The organism is [Borrelia] turdi, assembly GCF_008828755.2.
GTDB lineage: Bacteria > Spirochaetota > Spirochaetia > Borreliales > Borreliaceae > Borreliella > Borreliella turdi.
In genome coordinates, this window is sequence record NZ_QBLM01000005.1 from 16,002 (window position 1) to 35,693 (window position 19,692).

Annotated in this window: 19 protein-coding genes and 5 pseudogenes; 10 read left to right on the forward strand and 14 right to left on the reverse strand. The window is 25.1% G+C overall.

The features are described from left to right. Nucleotides 1-470: 470 nt before the first annotated feature. From DB318_RS04900 to DB318_RS04910, 3 genes are all read right to left on the reverse strand, one after another. Nucleotides 471-4,286: an Eco57I restriction-modification methylase domain-containing protein gene (locus DB318_RS04900; protein ID WP_151074396.1), complete on the reverse strand. Its 3,816-nt coding sequence runs from the start codon at nt 4,284-4,286 to the stop codon at nt 471-473. A gap of 291 nt (nt 4,287-4,577) precedes the next feature. Further along, nucleotides 4,578-4,790 (reverse strand): hypothetical protein, encoded by a 213-nt coding sequence (locus DB318_RS04905; protein ID WP_151074397.1) that lies wholly within the window; start codon nt 4,788-4,790, stop codon nt 4,578-4,580. A 495-nt stretch (nt 4,791-5,285) separates the two neighbouring features. Continuing rightward, the gene (locus DB318_RS04910; protein WP_151074398.1) at nt 5,286-5,897 is read right to left on the reverse strand and encodes a chromosome replication/partitioning protein; all 612 of its coding nucleotides are present in this window, start codon (nt 5,895-5,897) and stop codon (nt 5,286-5,288) included. A gap of 534 nt (nt 5,898-6,431) precedes the next feature. Here DB318_RS04910 and DB318_RS04915 point away from each other — a divergent pair. The 4 genes from DB318_RS04915 to DB318_RS06130 are packed head-to-tail and all read left to right on the forward strand — an operon-like array spanning nt 6,432 to nt 8,786. Beyond that, a complete protein-coding gene (locus DB318_RS04915; RefSeq protein WP_151074399.1) occupies nt 6,432-7,349 on the forward strand; it encodes a plasmid maintenance protein in 918 nt (305 codons plus the stop codon). After that, complete coding sequence (locus tag DB318_RS04920) at nt 7,342-7,881, forward strand: DUF226 domain-containing protein (RefSeq protein WP_151074400.1); 540 nt, start codon at nt 7,342-7,344, stop codon at nt 7,879-7,881. Before DB318_RS04915 ends, DB318_RS04920 begins: the two co-directional genes overlap by 8 nt. Next, nucleotides 7,857-8,606, forward strand: coding sequence for a ParA family protein (locus DB318_RS04925; protein WP_151074401.1), 750 nt, complete (start codon nt 7,857-7,859; stop codon nt 8,604-8,606). The genes DB318_RS04920 and DB318_RS04925 overlap by 25 nt, the downstream gene beginning before the upstream one ends. Before the next feature lie 45 nt (nt 8,607-8,651). Further along, nucleotides 8,652-8,786, forward strand: a complete 135-nt coding sequence (locus DB318_RS06130; RefSeq protein ID WP_272872976.1) for a hypothetical protein — start codon at nt 8,652-8,654, stop codon at nt 8,784-8,786. An 81-nt stretch (nt 8,787-8,867) separates the two neighbouring features. On the opposite strand, the pseudogene DB318_RS04930 reads toward DB318_RS06130, so the two are convergent. Beyond that, a pseudogene (locus tag DB318_RS04930) lies at nt 8,868-9,032 on the reverse strand (DUF226 domain-containing protein); the annotation flags it as partial. A gap of 117 nt (nt 9,033-9,149) precedes the next feature. Between DB318_RS04930 and DB318_RS04935 the strand changes: the two are divergent. Further along, nucleotides 9,150-9,536, forward strand: a pseudogene (locus tag DB318_RS04935) (hypothetical protein); the annotation flags it as partial. A 68-nt stretch (nt 9,537-9,604) separates the two neighbouring features. Then, a pseudogene (locus tag DB318_RS06195) lies at nt 9,605-9,750 on the forward strand (glycoside hydrolase family 3 N-terminal domain-containing protein); the annotation flags it as partial. A gap of 61 nt (nt 9,751-9,811) precedes the next feature. Here the strand turns inward: DB318_RS06195 and DB318_RS04940 are convergent. Next, nucleotides 9,812-9,910: pseudogene (locus tag DB318_RS04940) on the reverse strand (chromosome replication/partitioning protein); the annotation flags it as partial. Between the two features lie 376 nt (nt 9,911-10,286). On the opposite strand from DB318_RS04940, the gene DB318_RS06025 reads away from it, so the two are divergent. The 3 genes from DB318_RS06025 (at nt 10,287) to DB318_RS04955 (ending at nt 13,394) form a co-directional block, all read left to right on the forward strand. Continuing rightward, nucleotides 10,287-10,514, forward strand: coding sequence for a hypothetical protein (locus tag DB318_RS06025; RefSeq protein ID WP_236840939.1), 228 nt, complete (start codon nt 10,287-10,289; stop codon nt 10,512-10,514). A gap of 131 nt (nt 10,515-10,645) precedes the next feature. Beyond that, on the forward strand, nt 10,646-10,795 hold the full coding sequence (locus tag DB318_RS04950) for a hypothetical protein (RefSeq protein ID WP_172964872.1): 150 nt from the start codon (nt 10,646-10,648) through the stop codon (nt 10,793-10,795). Between the two features lie 1,867 nt (nt 10,796-12,662). Then, complete coding sequence (locus tag DB318_RS04955) at nt 12,663-13,394, forward strand: virulence associated lipoprotein (RefSeq protein ID WP_151074403.1); 732 nt, start codon at nt 12,663-12,665, stop codon at nt 13,392-13,394. A gap of 771 nt (nt 13,395-14,165) precedes the next feature. On the opposite strand, the gene DB318_RS04960 is transcribed toward DB318_RS04955, so the two are convergent. Both DB318_RS04960 and DB318_RS04965 read right to left on the reverse strand, forming a co-directional pair. Further along, nucleotides 14,166-14,393, reverse strand: coding sequence for a hypothetical protein (locus DB318_RS04960; protein ID WP_172964873.1), 228 nt, complete (start codon nt 14,391-14,393; stop codon nt 14,166-14,168). 106 nt (nt 14,394-14,499) lie between these two features. After that, nucleotides 14,500-14,763, reverse strand: coding sequence for a hypothetical protein (locus tag DB318_RS04965; RefSeq protein ID WP_151074405.1), 264 nt, complete (start codon nt 14,761-14,763; stop codon nt 14,500-14,502). 116 nt (nt 14,764-14,879) lie between these two features. Between DB318_RS04965 and DB318_RS06250 the strand changes: the two genes are divergently transcribed. Then, nucleotides 14,880-15,305 (forward strand): hypothetical protein, encoded by a 426-nt coding sequence (locus DB318_RS06250; protein ID WP_419465845.1) that lies wholly within the window; start codon nt 14,880-14,882, stop codon nt 15,303-15,305. 87 nt (nt 15,306-15,392) lie between these two features. Here DB318_RS06250 and DB318_RS06255 read toward each other — a convergent pair whose 3' ends face one another. From DB318_RS06255 to DB318_RS04995, 7 genes and pseudogenes are all read right to left on the reverse strand, one after another. Continuing rightward, nucleotides 15,393-15,683 carry a hypothetical protein gene (locus DB318_RS06255; RefSeq protein ID WP_419465846.1) on the reverse strand — a complete coding sequence of 97 codons (291 nt, stop codon included), beginning with the start codon at nt 15,681-15,683 and terminating at the stop codon, nt 15,393-15,395. 472 nt (nt 15,684-16,155) lie between these two features. Beyond that, the gene (locus tag DB318_RS04975) at nt 16,156-16,737 is read right to left on the reverse strand and encodes a virulence associated lipoprotein (protein ID WP_172964874.1); all 582 of its coding nucleotides are present in this window, start codon (nt 16,735-16,737) and stop codon (nt 16,156-16,158) included. A 146-nt stretch (nt 16,738-16,883) separates the two neighbouring features. Next, nucleotides 16,884-17,228, reverse strand: coding sequence for a hypothetical protein (locus tag DB318_RS04980; protein WP_151074408.1), 345 nt, complete (start codon nt 17,226-17,228; stop codon nt 16,884-16,886). Between the two features lie 15 nt (nt 17,229-17,243). Then, a complete protein-coding gene (locus DB318_RS04985) occupies nt 17,244-17,405 on the reverse strand; it encodes a hypothetical protein (RefSeq protein ID WP_172964875.1) in 162 nt (53 codons plus the stop codon). 32 nt (nt 17,406-17,437) lie between these two features. Continuing rightward, the gene (locus tag DB318_RS06135; RefSeq protein WP_272872977.1) at nt 17,438-17,566 is read right to left on the reverse strand and encodes a hypothetical protein; all 129 of its coding nucleotides are present in this window, start codon (nt 17,564-17,566) and stop codon (nt 17,438-17,440) included. 144 nt (nt 17,567-17,710) lie between these two features. Beyond that, nucleotides 17,711-18,548: pseudogene (locus tag DB318_RS06260) on the reverse strand (right-handed parallel beta-helix repeat-containing protein); the annotation flags it as partial. A gap of 409 nt (nt 18,549-18,957) precedes the next feature. Next, the coding region (locus DB318_RS04995; RefSeq protein ID WP_151074409.1) for a CRASP family complement regulator-acquiring lipoprotein at nt 18,958-19,692 on the reverse strand (735 nt) is incomplete at its 5' end.

Here is a 19,692-nt window from a genome sequence, read left to right on the forward strand (position 1 = left end):
TTCAAAGCTATAAAATATGAAGTATATAGTGTAAATTATCCTAAACAATACTTAATTAATTTTTAATATAAAAAAATCAAGAAGATATTATTAAAATATATTATAAAAAAATATGCTTTTAAAAAAATATTTCTAGTTAATTAATATAAAAACCTATAAAAACTCTTTTTAGAAATTACCAATAATTTTTGCCAAATCATCTTCTTTTACCCCATTATAAACTCTTTATTTTTAAAATCTTAGACCCTTAAAAAACAAATAAAATGATACATTGCTGCATTTATAAATCTATAAACATTATTTTCTTCAATTTCTAAAAGTTTTTTAGTTTATCTACTACTTTTTTTAAAAATCACTTCACTAAGAATAGCTTTTGCATTATTTTATAATAATTTTTTTAGCAAAAACATATATTTTATTAAGTAAATAAAATCTCTTTATAGTAATTAACTAAACTTGAATTGTTAAGCTTAGTTAAGCTTATTTATTCTTAAATAATTCTCATATCCTTTTATTAAAGACGAAATATAGCCTTCTCCTTTCTTATTTTTTAATACCTTAAAGTCATTAAGTAAAACCCTAAAATCTTCTTTGGTTAGTGAATAGAGACTGGCTACAATAAAATTATTTTCATTTTCTTTTTCTTTGAAGAATTCATCTTTGGTATCCAGATTTAATATTTTATCAACTTCTTCTTTATTAAGCTCAAAATGTTCTAAATAAAGTAAATATTTAAAGTTCTCTGGATCATTTTTAGTTATCAGTAGAGAAGTATTTTTTACAAGATTTAGATATAAAGAATTACTTAAGATTTCTTTTTCTTCGGGTTGAGGCATTGGACATTGATATAAACATGGTTTTTGAACATGTATATTAACAAATCTTCTTAGAAAAAAATCAAATGGTAATGAATTAAAAATAGATATAATAAACAATTTTTTATAAATAGATATTGGTTTTTTCTCATAATTTATATACAATGAATTTACACAATAACAATTTTTAGGAGATAAAGTGCTAATCATGGTTCTTTCATTGGTATTGCTTGCAATATCTCTATATAGTATTCTTTCAGTTTGATGTTGATTATCTTTAGATAATATTTTTTCTAAATCTTTTTTATCTATCCATAGTAATTTAGAACTTCCTTTTGCGGATTTATCTTTAAAAAATCTTGAATTAAACTGATGAATATTGGCTCCAGAATAAAGAAATATAAAGTTTTCATTATTATATTCTTTATAAAATGTTTTATACTTTGTTAAATGCAGCCCCCCTCCAAAGTCAATATATTTTTCACTAAGAATACTAAATGAACTAAACATTTTATTAATTAAGCTAAATTCTTTATTATTTTTAAATTCTATTATTGACTCTTGAATAGGGGATAGTTTTTTTATTTGGCCTATATTTAATTCAATTCCTTTATAAGGATCATCCTTATTGTCTTTTAAATCACTAGTTATTTCCTTAATAATATTATCGCTGCTCTTAATCATGAACTTTACTTTAAAATTTGTTGTAGGAACTTTGGTATTACTAAGCTGAAATATTGCAAATTTAAAAAGCGATACTACATCTTTAAATCTTTTTTGATTTTGAAATTGATAAATATAATTAAGTTTATAGTTAGCAAATATATGTTTTCTTAATGCCCTGGAACTAGATTCGCTCCAAAAAGCTGCGGGAACTAAATAGGTCAGATTGCCTTTTTCTTTTAGTAATTTTAAATTAAATGCAATAAAATATCTAAAAAGATTTGGATCACCACCACTAGTAAAGTTTTTAAAATCACTTTTATAAATATTATTAATAGTGCTTATACTATTTTTTTCTTCATTGTATTCAATGCTTAAAGGATGATTATCTTTACTGAGTATTTCTTGCTTTATTTTGTTTTGTTCTTTTATGCTTAGTTTTCTGTAGCCAGGAACATGTTTTGAAAAAAATTCAGATTCATCAAACTTAGTTTTCTCCCACGGAGGATTTCCAATTACAATGTCAAATCCTTCCTGAATATCTGGAAACTCAATTCCATAGTGGAAAAATTTATAGCAGCTACTTAATTTTTTAATTTTCTCTATTTTTTCTTTATCTTCACTAGAAGTTTTATTGCCCAAAATATTTTCAATTAAACTGATTACAGCTGTAATATCACTAAATTCTATATTTAAAGATTTATAAAAAGATAATGAATAAAGTTTAATTAAAGAAAATATTATTCTTAAATTATCCGCATCTTTACTCTCTTCATATTCTTTGTATATATTTTTAGATTTTTCTATATCTTCTTTGGTAGTATCGTTAATGCCTTTAATTTTTTGATAGCTATCTTCTAAAATAATTGTAATTTCTTCAATTCTTTTTTTAAACAAAGAAAATCCACCTTCAAATTTCTTTTTTGTAATATCAAAAAATTCATCTTTGGCATATCCTAGTAGGGCATTTCCTACTTTGATGTGATGTTCAATAAAGCTTAGTGGCGTTCCAAAAATAAAGGTATTAATCCATAAACTTAGCATAGTAATTTCAACCGAAATGGGATTAATATCAACACCATAAATACACTTCTTTAGTAGCATCCTTTTAAGTACCAATTCTTTACTTATACTATCCTGAACATCATATTCTTCACTTTCTTTAAGAATAGCGCTATATTCTTTATCAAGCTCTTTTTTTACATCTGCAAATTTATCTAGCTCGTACCACACTTTCTCTGTTAGGTAATCTAGACAAGAAATTAAAAAATGCCCTGATCCACAAGAATTATCAATAATTTTTATATCTAAAGGAGACTTAGTTTTAAGCTGTTCTTCAATTGATGATATTACCATAAAATCAGTTAAATCATCTGGGGTGTAATATGCTCCACTTTTCTTTCTATCAAGAGATCTGGATGTAAGATAGATATTACCTTTATAGTATGTAGCAATTTTGTTTGCTTTCTTATTTTTAAGCTCTTCTTCGGTACGAATAAGATAAACCCCGTCTTCAATAATGCGATGAACAGTCGTATCTGCAATTCTTAGGTCATATTCAAGTAGAGTCTCGTATAATTCTCCAAAACTTTTAGGATCTAGCTTTGAATACTCTACAAATTTTTCATCTTTAATATTTTTTTCTTCAAAAAAAAGTATTTTAACCAGTACTTCTTCAAGTTCGCTAATACTTAATAAACTTTCATTATTTAAATATTGAACCTTGTCTTCTGCAAATAATCCTCCATTAAATATGGGAAACTTTATTGCATCACTTCCCTTATCAAGCAGATTAAAAATTGTTATTATTTTTTTATATCCTAATTTCTTTTTTGTATTTTCATCATAAAAAAAATATCTAAAAGATATAGAAGATCTGTATAGCTTATTTTCTTCTAATATTTTCTTAAAAATATCATTATCTTCAATATATGCAATAAAAAATATTCTTAAAATAAAAATAATTGATTCTTCAAGTATGCTAGCTAAAATATTCTGAGTAATTTCTTTGCCTGATACTTTAAATTCCTTGTCATATATATTTTTTGCAATTTTAAATACTATAGAATCGTCGGGCCTTTCATAAAGTATCTCTTTCAAAGTTTTTTGAATTATCTCTTTTTCTTTAGCTATTTGTTCTTTTTCAAGCTCTATTACATTGCTTGTCTTTAGGTATCTTTCTTTTCTTATAAGGTAGATGAATAAAATAAACCATTCTTGTTCTTTGTATTCTTCTTTTTCTTTAATTTTAGAAAAATTAAATTCAATATATCTTTTTTCTCCATAAAGAACTTTAGATTTGTCATATAATCTCCATACCTTTCCATTTGAAAGTATCCCATAATGTTTTTGATATTGATTTAGATATCTATATAGTTGATCTTCTGCTTCTTTTACTTTATTTTTAGTGCCAAAACTAAATAATGGACGCTTAACTTCTGCTATAAGTAAGATATCTTCGGCTAAAATAGGCTCATTATTTTTTTTAGCTTCTTCTAATTTATTATTAAAATCTACTCTATTTTTATCATTTTCAAAAAGTAGTATATCTACTCTAGACTCCATTCCTTCTATTTGCCCGACTTTTTGTTGTTCTACTGAATAATTTAGTTCTTCAAATATAGATCTTAATAAAGACTCTATATTTGCTTCTGTTGAATTATCATCTATTGAAGAAAGTTTATTCTTTATAAGAATAAAAAAGTCTTTTAGTTGATTAATATTCTCTTTTTTTATAAAATTTTTTGATAGTTCTTTATAAAGAGATATATTTGGATCATTTGTTTTTATAATGCTATTATTTTTCATTATTTGTGTTTATAAGAACTATTTATGTTATTTATAAATCTTTTTTAGCTCTTCTTAATACTCATAGTATATCCCAAGATTGATTTTTTTAAAAGTTAAAAAACTAATCTTAGACAAGTTACCCAAAACTTGTTTTAATATTTATTTAACTTTATTTACTCTATCTCTAGAGCAAGATTGTTCAAAATTATTCCTAGCTTTTTTTCTATATTTTCAGCAAAATCAATTTTATGTAAGTTTAATTGTATTGCAATTATATTAAATAATTAAAAATTCGATCTAAATAATCATCTATAAGAAAGTTATTATCTCAGGCTTAATAAATATAATTAGAGTTATTAATTTATTTTCTATAGGCCGCCCCATGACATCAAGAGCATCTAAAAACACTTTTTTCAATCTCCTAATTTTTATTTTAAACACCTTATAATCTATGGAGCATGGGTAAAAAAGGGTTCTATCCTTTTTATTTTCAAAATCATAATTATCTAATCTTTTGTTAATTTCTTCTTTTGAAACATCTTATTCAGAATTATGAAAGCAGTAAAAATTTAAAAAATTCCTGTAAGAACTTATAATTTGTAATTTTTTAGTAAATAGTGAGAGGAATAAAACCAATAATCCGAATATTTAATAAAAGATGAAACTAAAAGGAAATATCAAAAAAACAAAAAGACCCTATAATAGAATTAATCTGGATTAAGAGTGACTAAGCTGTATAAGAAAATTTTAAATCAAAGAAAAGATTTTTTACATATAATCATCTTATTGATTTATAGTTGAATATAAAAACACAGCACTAGAGAGATCATAAATTTAAGATATACAAAAATAATTTAAAGTTAATAAAACTAATAAGTCCTAAAATTTAGATTTTAAAATGAAAAAACCCCTTTTCCGGGCATCTTTTCGACATTAAACTAGGCAAAATAAACTTAAGCCTATTAGAAGTAATAGGTTACCATTAATTAAACATTAAAGTCAATAAAACTTGAAAATTTATTTATTACTTTTCTTTTTAGAATTATCATATTTAATTATGATCTCTGATAAAATATCTTTTTTATTTTTAAAAATCTCCTTTAAAATAAAATATACTCTTCTGGTATCTTTTTTGCAAAAATTATATAATTCATTATCTTTTATTAAAATTCTAATTGGGGTATTTTCTTTATTATTTTTATTTATATTTTCTTGATTTATTTCTGATACCCCTTGTTTTTGTATGGTATGATATATACTATTAAACCCCACTTCCTTAATTTTATCAATAGAAATAATGCCTTCTAAAACCTTTTCATAAACTTTTAAATATGTATAAGCCTGCGTTTTTGCAATTATAAAAGATTTTATAAATTGCTCAAAGCTTTTAAAGCCATCGTATTTATAAAGCTCTTTTTGCTTAATTTTATATAGAATTTTCATTCTTTGAATTTTATTATCAATATCATCTTTTAAATTAAGCTTTAATTGATCTTTTAGATCATTATAAATAATTAAATTTTCATCTTGATTATTATTTAAGTTTTGACCTTTATCAATAAACTCTTCAAGCCTGTCATTTAAAATGATCTCTTTTTTATTTTGTTTTTTATTTTCTTTTTTCGCCATTTTATCCTCCTATATTTATTTTTTATTTTAAAGTATAAATTTCTATATAGTTAATCATTAATTATCATCTAAAAAATAAATTCCGAATAATGATATAAAACAAAAAAAGACATGTAGAAAATCCTATAATACTAATCTGTGAATAAATATTGCCACAAATTTAAATTTGTATCAATATTTTTAATTTATTACCAATAATTAAAAATCGTTCGGTTCTGAACGATACAAAAAACTATTTTAAAATTAAAGATTACATAAAAAATAGATAAAGAAAATCTATTTTTAAAATTATTTTAATTTTTGATACTTTGAGTGCTATTTACAATTCTATTTTTAATCGGATCCATTAAAAAAGTTTATACTAGTTATTACATTGAATTTCGACATTTTTTTGTCAAAAAAATAATCTGTTCCCTAACTTAAATATAGTTTTTAGCTTTAATTTTAACAGAGGTTGAAATTTATTATTTTATATATTATAATCTTTAACTGTTAATTAATAATTAAATACACATTAAACTAGGAGATAAAAAAATGAAAGCTGTTATATCTAGTTATAGCTACCAAATTAAATCTAATAAATTACTTTCAAAAGACTGTAAGCTTAAAAAAATAATTTCAGTTATTATTTACTTAAATAAAGAGTTTGAGAAAAAATATAATGTATCAATACACAAAATTCATTTTGATTCTGAAAAACTAAAAGGGCTTCGAGTTCACCATCAAGGAGACATACTTCGCGTGCTAAACTCAAATATATATAAAGAAAATAAAAAAGAAACTACAATTAATACTCTAAGAATAGATTTAAGATTTTTAGTTAAACTAAAAGCATTAGAAAAAAAAATACTAACATTTTCAAATAACTTTGGAGAATTCAAAGGAAAACTTTGCATATATAAAGTGTCCCCCATTGCACATAAATTAATTGATACATATTTTAGTAGCACCAGAGCAAACTTAATTAAGAAGGTAAAAGAAGAAAAAAATACTCTAAAGGAAGAAAAAAGGTCTTTTAAACCTCAAAATATCACTGAAAATATCACTGTAAATAATAAACAATATATAAATATATATAATAAGAATTCTATAGAAAACTCTTTTTTTAAAAAAATTAAATCAACAATTTCTAACACTAAAGAACCAATCAAAACACTGAAAAATACTTTATTAAATTATAAAGATTTTAAGAATTATCTAAAATATGATTATGAAATAAAAGATATTAAAGAATTTTTTTTATTTAAACTAAATCTCTACAAACACAAAATTCACTTTATGAGAAAAGCTGCACCCTATAAAACCGATTTCTATGCTCTTGCGGGAGAATTTAAAGATACTTATACTACCAAATGGAAAATAAATAAAATAACTAGCTTTTCAGGACATGCTAGCATAATAGCTAACAATATTTTGGCTAACTTTTTAACAAAGGAATTAAGATTTGAGTAATTTGCTTGAAAAACTCATAAATAAAAAAAATAACATAGAAAAAAAAATCATATTTAATAGAATTGAGGAAGTAAATAGTAGAAAAATATACTACACAAAAATATTTAAACATCTAATTGGTTTTAGAATTACAAATAGGGGAGAAAGACTAAGACTTACTTTTCAAAAATTTAATAACGCTAAAGATTTTCTTTTTTTTAATCTCTTTCCTTTGAAGGAAGATGACAAGTTCTTAGAAATAAGATATAGACATGATAAACTCGATAAACCCTTTTTCCTTAAAAAGGAAAATAATAAAACCTATGTAATAAAAAAACTCTATTATATAGAATTTGCCTTTAAAAATGGCTCTATTAAAGCATATGTTCAATCTTTAAGAACGCTTCTAAGAAAAAATAAAGAAAATACCGAGTATTATCAATTTAATTTATCACACTTAAAAAAAATGGAAAAAAAAGTATATGAATTTTATAATAAAAAATTAAAAGATGGGGGAGTTATAAATAAATGGATCAAAAAAAACCAATTATAATTACACTGGCAAGTTTAAAGGGGGGGGTTGGGAAAAGCTCACTTTCTATAATTTTTTCTTATGTATTAAAAGAATTAGGCAAAAAAGTACTATTAATTGATTTAGATCCACAAAATTCTTTAACTTCTTATTTTAATCAATATATTTCCAATATTAAAAAGCACAATGTTTATGAATTTTTAAAAGGAAATACCTATTTTGATAAATGTGAAAATAAAATTAATGAATATATTTCTATAATTCCTTCTCATCCTGTTTTAGAAAAATTTAACACAGACGATATAGATTATAAAGAAATTATTTTAGAATTTAGATTAAATAAAAGTTCTAAAAGTTTTGATTTTGATTATATTATAATAGATACTTCTCCTAGTAGAAATTTCCTTTTAAAGAATGCTTTAAATGTTACAGACCATATTATAATTCCAGTTCAAGTAGAAAGATGGTCAATAGAAAGCTTTTCTATTTTGACGGAAACTATCAATAATATTCAAAATATTAAAAATAAAAAATATAATATTTCTATTATAGAAAACCAATTTATTAAAAATAGGAACACCTTAAAGGAGGTGGAGGATGTACTATATAAAAAGTATGGTAAATATATAAAAGGAAAAATTCACTTTTCAAATAGTATAAAAGTTTTTATAAACGACCTTTTAGAGCCTTCTTTGAAAGAAATTTATTATAGGGAAGCTGAAAATGCTTTAAAAGATATATTGTAAACCACTATTTTTATAGTCTTTGATATAGCAATAGTGGGCTATATTATGAATATAACAAAAATTAATGGAATATTAGATGAGTATATCCCGTCAGGATTTATTGATGCGCATATGCATATAGAAAGTCCTTTTCTTATTCCATTAAACTTTGCTCATTTGGTAGTTCAAAGGGTATTATGACAATAATTAGCGATTCTCATGAAATATTAAATGTTAATGGTATTAATGATATTAATTTTATTTAGAAAAGAGGGGGTTTTAAATGCGATCCCATCCATATTTTATTCCTAAAAATTTATCATTTTCTTTTAATGTAAAAAGATTAAAGAAGTAATAGTCTTTATTATTATTATTATTGTTAAATTTTTGAAAGACAAGTCTTGATTTTTGTTCTTTATTGGTAATTCTAAAATTAATTAAATGTTTAGATTTAATTAAATGGTAAACAAAAGTCTTGTAAAATCAAATCAATGGCCAATAGTTAAAAACCCTGTTTGTATATAATATATTATATACAAACTAACTGAAATGTAATATGCTGCAATATTATCAATCTTGTTATTAATATGTAATGTTAATTTATTCTGTTTTCAAAATAAATTAACTACTTTTCGCTGGGAATTCCCTAAGGGGGATATAATTGAAAAAAACTAAAAATAGGTATAATTTACTATAATTATATAAATCCTATCTTTTATTATGAAAACTATAAATACATTGCCTCTATCGAGATATTGATATCTTATAATAAATAGACTGAAATACAATTCAATCTCATATTTTTTTTATTATCCTAATAAATAAGGATTTTATTTTAAATGCTTATTTCAATTTAGCTTTTACTATTTACATTGCTAAATATTTAATTTTAGCGATACACTTACTATAAAATTCTTCATTGGAACCCAAATTGATTTGGCGCTAAAAACTAAAGATTTGGATTGTTCTTTTACTGCTTTGTTATCAAAAGATTGTGGTTTATTGTATAGATGTTATGGATGGACTTTTTAAAAGCTTTATTTTTTATCTTTTTTTGTTTAAATTTATTTACAATAGAATCTTTGCCAGGAATAGATTATGAATATTTTAACAAGGATAAATCAGATCTTGCATATTTTATGAAATTTTGGGTGAATTCGATTTTTAAACTATTTTAAAAGATAGAAGCCGATTTATTGGGATTGTCAATTAATAGGAATAATATTTATAAAATCCATCTCTTTAACTTTTTTTATAGAAATAGTCCCCTCCAAAACTTTTTCATAAATTTTCAAATACATATAAGCCTGGCTTCTAGCAATTATGATGGGCTTAGTAGCTACATATAAATACAAATAATGTTACAACAGATGAGACTGCTCTAGCTCAAGTTGATGATCGTGAAAGTAGTTTTACCATGTTTGCTGATGATTCTACTGCCAATAGTAGTGTAGAAAAAAAAGCAAGAAGAAAAGGATACTAAGTTAACGAAAGAAGACGAAAAAAGCTGGACCATATCAATATAGTCTAGATAATATCTATAACAAATATACAGGATTTTATAATACTATTGATACCTATACTGCTTGTAGCAGTTGTAGTATTGGATGTTTTAGTAAAGCGTCTTCTGCAAGGCGTAGTCAAGCCCTTGATACATTAAAAAAATTAAATCTAGACCAAGAATATTCTAGTCTTAACAATATGCTAAAAGAAGCTGCTTTTGGTTATGATAAAAAAGATTTAGAGAATACAATAAAGGAATATGAGGAAGCCATAAATCAGGCCATTGAGGCTGAAAGTAAAATAGAGAAAGTAAAAGATTATAAAGAAGCTATAGATGCTGATGAAAAGAAAAAGAAAGAAAATATAGCTCATTTAAAAAATGTTAGGAATCTTCTTTCTGTTATTAAAAAGACTATAGAAGCATAAGTATTAGTATAGCTTATGCTTCTATAGCAGATAGCTTATCTTTTATAGAATTTAAGAAAGCTATTAAAGATTTTAATATTGCTGCAAATCAATATGCTAATAGAAAGGGAGACCATGCTGTTGATGTTATTGTGGGCGCTATTGCTAGTATTCATAGTGAATATAAGGATGGATTTAAAAGAGTAAAGATTTTTGCTAAAAGGAAAAGTGGCATAGAAGTAGAACGTATGATTACCGCTATTGATAATCTATGCTTTGTTTATAAGAAAGTTAAGCCTTAAATAACGAATAAGATAACAATAATGAAGTTTAAAAACAAGATTTTATTTCCCTTAATCTAATGGATTACTAATTTTTTATTGTGCGACCTTTGTTTAGTTGCTTGAAATGTTTTATTTGAATGGATTAAAGAAAGTAAGGGGAGTATTAATTCATAGTAAACCCAATAGATAGTGTTATTGTGCTCAAATATTATTTTAAAGAATTTGATTCTAGAAATGCTAAAAGCTTATTATTCAAAATTATATGCAAATGTTTACTCTTAAAGCTTTAAAAGACTAGACTAGAGAAACAGCCTAAATCTTACAAGATTTTTATTCACTCTATTACATAATGGCTATCATAGATATGATAAAGAATTCACATGTTTAAACAATATCGCTTAACATGAAAAATTTTAAAAAAGGTTTTGATGTGATTATATTTTCTCCTTTGAGATTGATAAAAATTTTTGCAAAATTAAAAAACTAAAATTTAAAAGAAAATAAAATAAGCAATAAAATTGAACAATAATGGCATACAAAATTCTACAAAAACTCATAAAATAATAATCAAAATAAAAAATAGCAAATCATTTAATTAATACTCTAATTTATATATCTTCATAATAGAAATATACTTTATTAATTCGTGGCAATAACGCGCGACTTTATTTTTTTATTATGTAATGCATAATTACAGGGGATTTTTTTATTAAAACTTTCTGAATTATTAGTAATTTTTGGTTTTTAGCTTTTACCTTAAAAAGGTACGGGGTATCGCTTTTTATAATGTAAGTTACAATATAATGTAATAATTTTAAAAACAAAGCAAAACATATAAGTGTTTACTTGCAAAATTTAAACAATTTTTGTTCACTTAACAGTGATTATATTTCATACTAATGCAATTTTAAAATCTAGTAATAGGTTTTGTTGATAGTTTTTAAATTTAAGTTCCTTAAAAAAGCCTATTTATTATTAGATTGTAAAAATTATTTTATTATATTTATAAATAATAAGATTTTTATTGGGGAAAATTAAGAGTCTCGATCGTAATAATACTTCCCAATAGAAAGGCTGTTGCGATTGGCATTGCTCTTAATGAAGAAAAAATACTGCTTAAGTATTTAAGTAAATTTTGATAAAAATCAAAAGAAGTTAAAAAATAATGAGCTTCTTTTAAAAGACATGTAATGCAATAGAAGCTAAAAAAGAATAAATATTTTAAAAAAAGAAATAATTCAAAAAACTATTAAAGAGATAGCAAAAAAGTTACTAAATTTGATTTAGACAAGATTCTTAAAGAATTAATTCTTCTTACTTTAAGAATGCTTTTTATTGAGGATAATGGCATTTTTAAAAAAATATGAAATATAATTTACATATAACTTATATTTCATATTTATTACTATGATAAATTTAAAAGTTCTTTAGATTTTAATAATATTATTATTTTATAATAAAAAATGCCCAAAGAGAATATATGAAACTATTTATATCAATGAAAATATGTTAATTGATATAAATAAAAAGATTGATAAAAAATGTGCTCAATTTTAATTAATTTTATAAGTGTTATAAATACATTTGTTTTTTTATTAATACTTATTTTTTATATATTATTGGTTATTATGGCATTTAAATTTTAAAATAATTAAAGCTAATAATAAATATTGTAATATATAATATAAGACACTATAATATATAGTGTCTTATATTAGCATTGTATTCTATTAAGTAATTCTATTAAGTAATTCTATTAAGTAATTCTATTAAGTAATTCTATTAAGTAATTCTATTAAGTAATTCCATTAAGTAATTCCATTAAGTAATTCCATTAAGTAATTCCATTAAGTAAGTATTAGATTTTAAGCAGAGGAGAATATTTATGAAATATAATACAATTATGGGTATATTTGTTTTTTTACTTTTGTTAAATTCCTGCAATCCGGATTTTAATAACGTAAAACAAAAAGAAAAGCTTAATAAAAAAACAGTTCCAAAAGAAGAAACGCCCGATGAAAGAATAAAAAACGAACTGATTAGTGATTTAAGAAATTTAATAGAAATAGGTAATACAGATAGAGAAAAATATGTAAAAAAAATGGAAGAAGAGCCCGAAAATCAATATGGAATAGAAATTTTCAAAAGATTGGATTGGGGCGGGCCATCAGCAGAAGCGATATCGGCTAATAGCAAAAGATCTATAGAATATAGAAAATTTATTTATGTTGCATTAAATGATATCGACACTAATGACTTGGGTGAATTTACAAAAATTTTACTGCTTTCAGGACAGGGAGAAATCATAAACAATTTAAATGGCTTCGGAAGAACTTTAGATCCCTCGATTGTTCACTTATATTCTAAAAAAGAGACTTTAGACAAACTAGACATCTCGGATTTAGAGAAGCTTAAAAATTATTTTAAAGAATTATGGTCTATAAAGACAGTCTTCTCAAAAATGTTTAACCAAATTTTATTAGATTATCGAAATGATAATAATCTCATAAAAACAGATAATAGTAAGCTTAGATCTTATACAATTCCACTATTTAAGCAAATTAGAGAAAAAGTCACAGAAGCAGAGGAACTAGTGGGTAAAATAATTTCAATATAAATTCAAAAAAATACAAATAAATAATTTATAAGCTCAATTATTCGCTGAAATATGCTTTTAGTTTGCTTTTTCATTGTTACTTTTAGCAAAAAAAGTAATTTTAGATAGAAAGAAGCAGAATAGATAGTAATCTTAAAAAATGATATAAGTCTAACCCGTAAGGGGGGGGTTAAATATACTTTCCATAACGTATTGTAAATTATGGTATTCAAAATTAAACGACATCATAGAAAAACCTGATTATATAGCTCCTGTGAAAGCGTGGTCGAGAAGGTTAAAACTACTGCTATTACATCTAAAATAAGGCATTGAATAGAGAGCTACCGTAGTTAAAATAACGATAAAAAAATACCGTTTAATAATATTATTTATATGTAAATATTTAAAAATCACAAATTTACTTTCAAGTACGTACAGCCTTATTTGCAAGCTTACTTTATTTAGTAATGATAAAAAGAAATTTTAAAAATTAAAAAAGCTTCTGTAAACTGTTTATACTCATAAAAAAACAACCTACATTTTTATTAAATTTACAATTACTATTTGTTTTTAATCTTAAAATGCCTTATGTCCGGGTTCATTATGTATAATCTTATAAACAATAGAGTAAGTGATGCTTATTTAAATTAACGCTAACTCACAAAATATCTTTTTAGTCAATATCCCATGTCTAATACAAGCTTGCTCAACATTTTTGAGAAGACTGTCTTATAGACCATAATTCTTTAAAATAATTTTTGATCTTCTCTAAATTTGAGATGTCTTGCTTGTCTAAAGTCTCTTTTTTAGAATATTAGAATATAAGTTAATAATCATAGAATCTAAAAATTCTCCTAATCTGCTAAAAACGTTAAGGATTTCTCCCTGTCCTGATAATATTACAATTTTTGAAAATTCACCCAAGTCATTAGTATCGATATCATTTAATATTACATAAACATGGTTTCTAAATTCTATAGATCTTCCGGTATTAGACGATATCCACTTTGGTGCGCCCACCCAACCCAATACGTCATAATAAACGAACATTTGGCAATAATTTCTACACTATAAATTGTATCTAACCAGCTTTAAGGGTGATTTGATGGAATTTTGTATTTTTTTATTAGCTTGATTTTTTGATACTCTTTAAAACTTTTTTTATAACCCAATATTGACTGTTCTTTTGCAAGATTAATATTTTTAGATTTTTTTCACAAGGCTTATTTTTTTTTATAAATTTTTCAGAAAAGTTTTTTATAGAATTCTTAATCTTATAAGCATCTTTTACATACTTATATGTAAGTGTAGTATTTAATACTGGTGAATTTGATGAATCAAGATCTGGAAAAGTAAGATTATCTATATTTTCTTGAAAAATGGAAACCATTGTTTATTTTGTAAATATTCTTTTATTTCGTTTTTAATGAATTTTCTTATATCAATTTAAGTAGACTTTCAGAAGAGTTCTTAAATTTTTTATTTTTTAGAAACTAAGACGTATTTGTGAAAATAAATGATCAAAATAAGCCCCTTTTTATAGAAATTTTAGAAAAATTTTTCAACAAAGAACTTTTCAATAGCGCTAAAAGCGTATCTTTAGCGGTTAATGACTATTTAAGGCTTTTAAAAATTGTATTCGAAAATCCAGTTCAATCTCTAATCAATTTTATACCAGACTGGCTTTTTGTATATAATCCTTTAGTAAAAGAACTTTCACTTGTTCATTTAATAATAGAAAAAACCAAACTAAAAGACCTTATTGATGATGAAGCTAGTGGGGCAATCTTCGACAAAGTTCCAGCTGTAATTATTGATTCTGGAGAAGATATTGAGACTATTTTCAAGCCTTGTTGTATGAATTTGGATATGCATATACTTTCTCAAAAACAGGTAAGTTATAAACTTTACCAATTTGGAAAAGCAAGGTAATTAAGCGGGATGTTGAAATCTGCTCTTTAGATGCGTCTAGTTATATTATGTCAAAAAGTAGTTCTAGTAGTTGCGATTCAACCAGAGTCATTTGAAGAGAAGACAAGTTCCAAAGCAAAGAAGAAGCAATATCAAAAAATGACCATTATACTCAGCGCCAATAAATGTAGCTGGCTTCTTGCAATTCCCCTTACGTAGCGGTGCTTCAAAAAGGTTTGGTGTATCCCGACGTTGTTTGCAAAGTCGGCAGCAAAGCTGTTTTTTCAGAATATAACCCCAGCAGCTCTCTTGTAGAAACTTGCCAAAAATATCCCTTTCATTATCACCTACATTTTCAAAAAAAAGCTTTCTACTTTTTGCAGTAGCTTCTTGATACATTCCTTGACAATTCCAATATTTGTTTTGGGACCATTTAAACTATAAAATTCTACCGAATTACTTCTATCTTTTGTAAATTTTTCTATTACTTTATTTACCTTTTCGCATAAATTATAACCATTTTTATCAGACTCAATATTGTCATTCTTATTTGACACTTTTAATATTTTTCTAGTAAAAAACCATCTATCCCTATTTTTGTATCATCTTTTCTATGATGTCGTTTAATTTTGAATGCCATAACTTACAAGACGCTATGGGAAGTATATTTAAATAAATTTAAACATACTTCCCATATTTAAAACTTCCTTACGGATTAGACTTATATCATTTTATTAAGATTGTTATCTATCTTACTCCTTTCTATCTAAAATTACTTTTTTTTACTAAAAGCAACAATGAAAAAGCAAACTAAAGGCATATTTCAACGAATAATTGAGCTTATAAATTATTTATTTATATTTTTTTAAATTTATATTGAAGTTATTTTACCCACTAGTTCCTCTGCTTCTGTGACTTTTTCTCTAATTTGCTCAAATAGTGGAATTGTATAAGATCTAAGCTTACTATTATCTGTTTTTATAAGATTATTATCATTTCGATAATCTAATAAAATTTGGTTAAACATTTTTGAGAAGACTGTCTTTATAGACCATAATTCTTTAAAATAATTTTTAAGCTTCTCTAAATCCGAGATGTCTAGCTTGTCTAAAGTCTCTTTTTTAGAATATAAGTGAATAATCGAGGGATCTAAAGTTCTTCCGAAGCCATTTATATTGTTTATGATTTCTCCCTGTCCTGAAAGCAGTAAAATTTTTGTAAATTCACCCCAGTCATTACTATCCATATCAATTAATGCGACATAAACAAATTTTCTATATTCTATAGATCTTTTGCTATTAGCCGATATCGCTTCTGCTGATGGACCGCCCCAATCCAATCTTTTGAAAATTTCTATTCCATATTGATTTTCAGGCTCTTCTTCCATTTTTTTTACATATTTTTCTCTATCTACATTACTTATTTCTATTAAATTTCTTAAATTACTAATCAATTCATTTTTTATTATTTTATCACGAGCTTCTTGTTCTTTTCGAGCTGCTTCTTTATCACGAGCTTCTTGTTCTTTTAGAGCTGCTTCTTTATCACCAGCTTCTTGTTCTTTTCGAGCTGCTTCTTTATCACGAGCTTCTTGTTCTTTTAGAGCTGCTTCTTTATCACGAGCTTCTTGTTCTTTTCGAGCTGCTTCTTTATCACGAGCTTCTTGTTCTTTTCGAGCTGCTTCTTTATCACGAGCTTCTTGTTCTTTTCGAGCTGCTTCTTTATCACGAGCTTCTTGTTCTTTTCGAGCTGCTTCTTTATCACGAGCTTCTTGTTCTTTTCGAGCTGCTTCTTTATCACGAGCTTCTTGTTCTTTTCGAGCTGCTTCTTTATCACGAGCTTCTTGTTCTTTTGGAGCTGCTTCTTTATCACGAACTTCTTGTTCTTTTGGAGCTGCTTCTTTATCACGAGCTTCTTGTTCTTTTCGAGCTGTTTCTTTATCACGAGCTTCTTGTTCTTTTAGAGCTGCTTCTTTATCACGAGCTTCTTGTTCTTTTGGAGCTGCTTCTTTATCACGAGCTCCTTGTTCTTTTGGAGCTGCTTCTTTATCACGAACTTCTTGTTCTTTTGGAGCTGCTTCTTTATCACGAACTTCTTGTTCTTTTGGGGCTGTTTTTTCATCACGAACTTCTTTTTTTAGGGCTGTTTTTTCATCAAGCGCTTTTTTTTAGGGCTGTTTTTTCATCAAACTCTTTTTTTTGTTTTACGTTATTAAAATCCGGATTACAGGAATTTAATAAAAATAAAAATACAAATATACCTATAATTGTATTATATTTCATAAATACTCTCCTTTGCCTAAAATCTAATACTTAATAGAATTACTTAATAGAATTACTTAATAGAATTACTTAATAGAATTACTTAATAGAATGAAATACATTATATATTATAATGTATAATATTATGTACCACAATATAGTTGTGGTATAAAAAACGTCACTATAGATGTCAAAATAGTAGATGTAACGAGAATCTTGATCATTTGAAGCGTTTCTAAATCAAAGCTTAGCTTTAGTTGGAAAATATTCTTTATTTACCAGCTTGATGGTAGAGTCAGCGCTAAATCTTGCTTCTAGATTATGTGTGGAAATTATTGCCAAATGTTCGTTTATGGCGTGGTGGTCGCGCTAAACTTCGTGTTTTTTGAAGTCCATTTGTAAACTGTAAGTATAATGGTCGTTTTTTGATATTGCTACTTCTTTGCTTTGGAACTTGTCTTCTCTTCAAATGACTCTGGTTGAATCGCAACTACTAGAACTACTTTTTGACATAATATAACTAGACGCATCTAAAGAGCAGATTTCAACATCCCGCTTAATTACCTTGCTTTTCCAAATTGGTAAAGTTTATAATTTACCTGTTTTTGAGAAAGTATATGCATATCCAAATTCATACAACAAGGCTTGAAAATAGTCTCAATATCTTCTCCAAGAATCAATAATTATAGCTGGAACTTTCGAGGATTGCCTCACTAGCTTCATCATCAATAAGGTCTTTTAGTTTGGTTTTTTCTATTATTAAATGAACAAGTGAAAGTTCTTTTAATAAAGGATTATATACAAAAAGCCAGTCTGGTATAAAATTGATTAGAGATTGAACTGGATTTTCGAATACAATTTTTAAAAGCCTTAAATAGTCATTAACTGCTAAAGATACGCTTTTAGTGCTATTGAAAAGTTCTTTGTTGAAAAATTTTTCTAAAATTTCTATAAAAAGGGGCTTATTTTGATCATTTATTTTCACAAATACGTCATTACTTCTATCTTTTGTAAATTTTTCTATTACTTTATTTACCTTTTCGCATAAATTATAACCATTTTTATCAGACTCAATATTGTCATTCTTATTTGACACTTTTAATATTTTTCTAGTAAAAAACCATCTATCCCTATTTTTGTATCATCTTTTCTATGATGTCGTTTAATTTTGAATGCCATAACTTACAAGACGCTATGGGAAGTATATTTAAATAAATTTAAACATACTTCCCATATTTAAAACTTCCTTACGGATTAGACTTATATCATTTTATTAAGATTGTTATCTATCTTACTCCTTTCTATCCAAAATTACTTTTTTTTTTACTAAAAGCAACAATGAAAAAGCAAACTAAAGGCATATTTCAACGAATAATTGAGCTTATAAATTATTTATTTATATTTTTTTAAATTTATATTGAAGTTATTTTACCCACTAGTACCTCTGTTCTTCTAGTTTTTGCTTTAACTTGCTCAAATAGTGGAGTTGCATAAGATCTAAGCTTACTATTATCTGTTTTTATAAGATTATTATTATCTTTATAAGCTAATAAAATTTGGATAAATATTTTTGAGAGGTCTTTCTTTATAGACCATAATTCTTCAAAATAATTTTTAAGCTTCTCTAAATCCGAGATGTCTAGCTTGTCTAAAGTATCTTTTTTAGAATATAAGTGAACAATTGAGGGATCTAAAGATCCTCCGTAGCCATTTAAATTGTTTAAGATTACTCCATTTCCTGAAATCAGTAAAATTTCTGTAAATACACCCCAGTCATTACTATCCATATCAATTAATGCGGCATAAACATGTTTTCTAAAATTTCTAGATCTTCTGCTATCAGACGATATCCATTCTTGGTCGAACCTTCCCCAATGCAAGCTTTTGAAAAGTGTTATTCCATATTGATCTGCAGTCTCTTCTTCAAATTTTTTTTCATATTTTTCTCTATCTACATTACTTATTTCTATTAAATTTCTTAAATTACTAATTAATTCATTTTTTATTATTTTATCATACTCTTCTTGTTCTTTTCGAGCTGCTTCTTTATCACGAGCTTCTTGTTCTTTTCGAGCTGCTTCTTTATCACGAGCTTCTTGTTCTTTTCGAGCTGCTTCTTTATCACGAGCTTCTTGTTCTTTTCGAGC

Coding starts and splice junctions, on each gene's coding strand:
- DB318_RS06025 (WP_236840939.1), top strand. CDS start 10,287: ATGCTAAAAGAAGCTGCTTTTGGTTATGATAAAAAAGATTTAGAGAAT.
- DB318_RS04965 (WP_151074405.1), bottom strand. CDS start 14,763: ATGGTTTCCATTTTTCAAGAAAATATAGATAATCTTACTTTTCCAGAT.
- DB318_RS04925 (WP_151074401.1), top strand. CDS start 7,857: ATGGATCAAAAAAAACCAATTATAATTACACTGGCAAGTTTAAAGGGG.
- DB318_RS06130 (WP_272872976.1), top strand. CDS start 8,652: ATGAATATAACAAAAATTAATGGAATATTAGATGAGTATATCCCGTCA.
- DB318_RS04955 (WP_151074403.1), top strand. CDS start 12,663: ATGAAATATAATACAATTATGGGTATATTTGTTTTTTTACTTTTGTTA.
- DB318_RS06255 (WP_419465846.1), bottom strand. CDS start 15,683: ATGTATCAAGAAGCTACTGCAAAAAGTAGAAAGCTTTTTTTTGAAAAT.
- DB318_RS04900 (WP_151074396.1), bottom strand. CDS start 4,286: ATGAAAAATAATAGCATTATAAAAACAAATGATCCAAATATATCTCTT.
- DB318_RS04910 (WP_151074398.1), bottom strand. CDS start 5,897: ATGGCGAAAAAAGAAAATAAAAAACAAAATAAAAAAGAGATCATTTTA.
- DB318_RS06135 (WP_272872977.1), bottom strand. CDS start 17,566: ATGAAATATAATACAATTATAGGTATATTTGTATTTTTATTTTTATTA.
- DB318_RS04985 (WP_172964875.1), bottom strand. CDS start 17,405: ATGAAAAAACAGCCCCAAAAGAACAAGAAGTTCGTGATAAAGAAGCAG.
- DB318_RS04915 (WP_151074399.1), top strand. CDS start 6,432: ATGAAAGCTGTTATATCTAGTTATAGCTACCAAATTAAATCTAATAAA.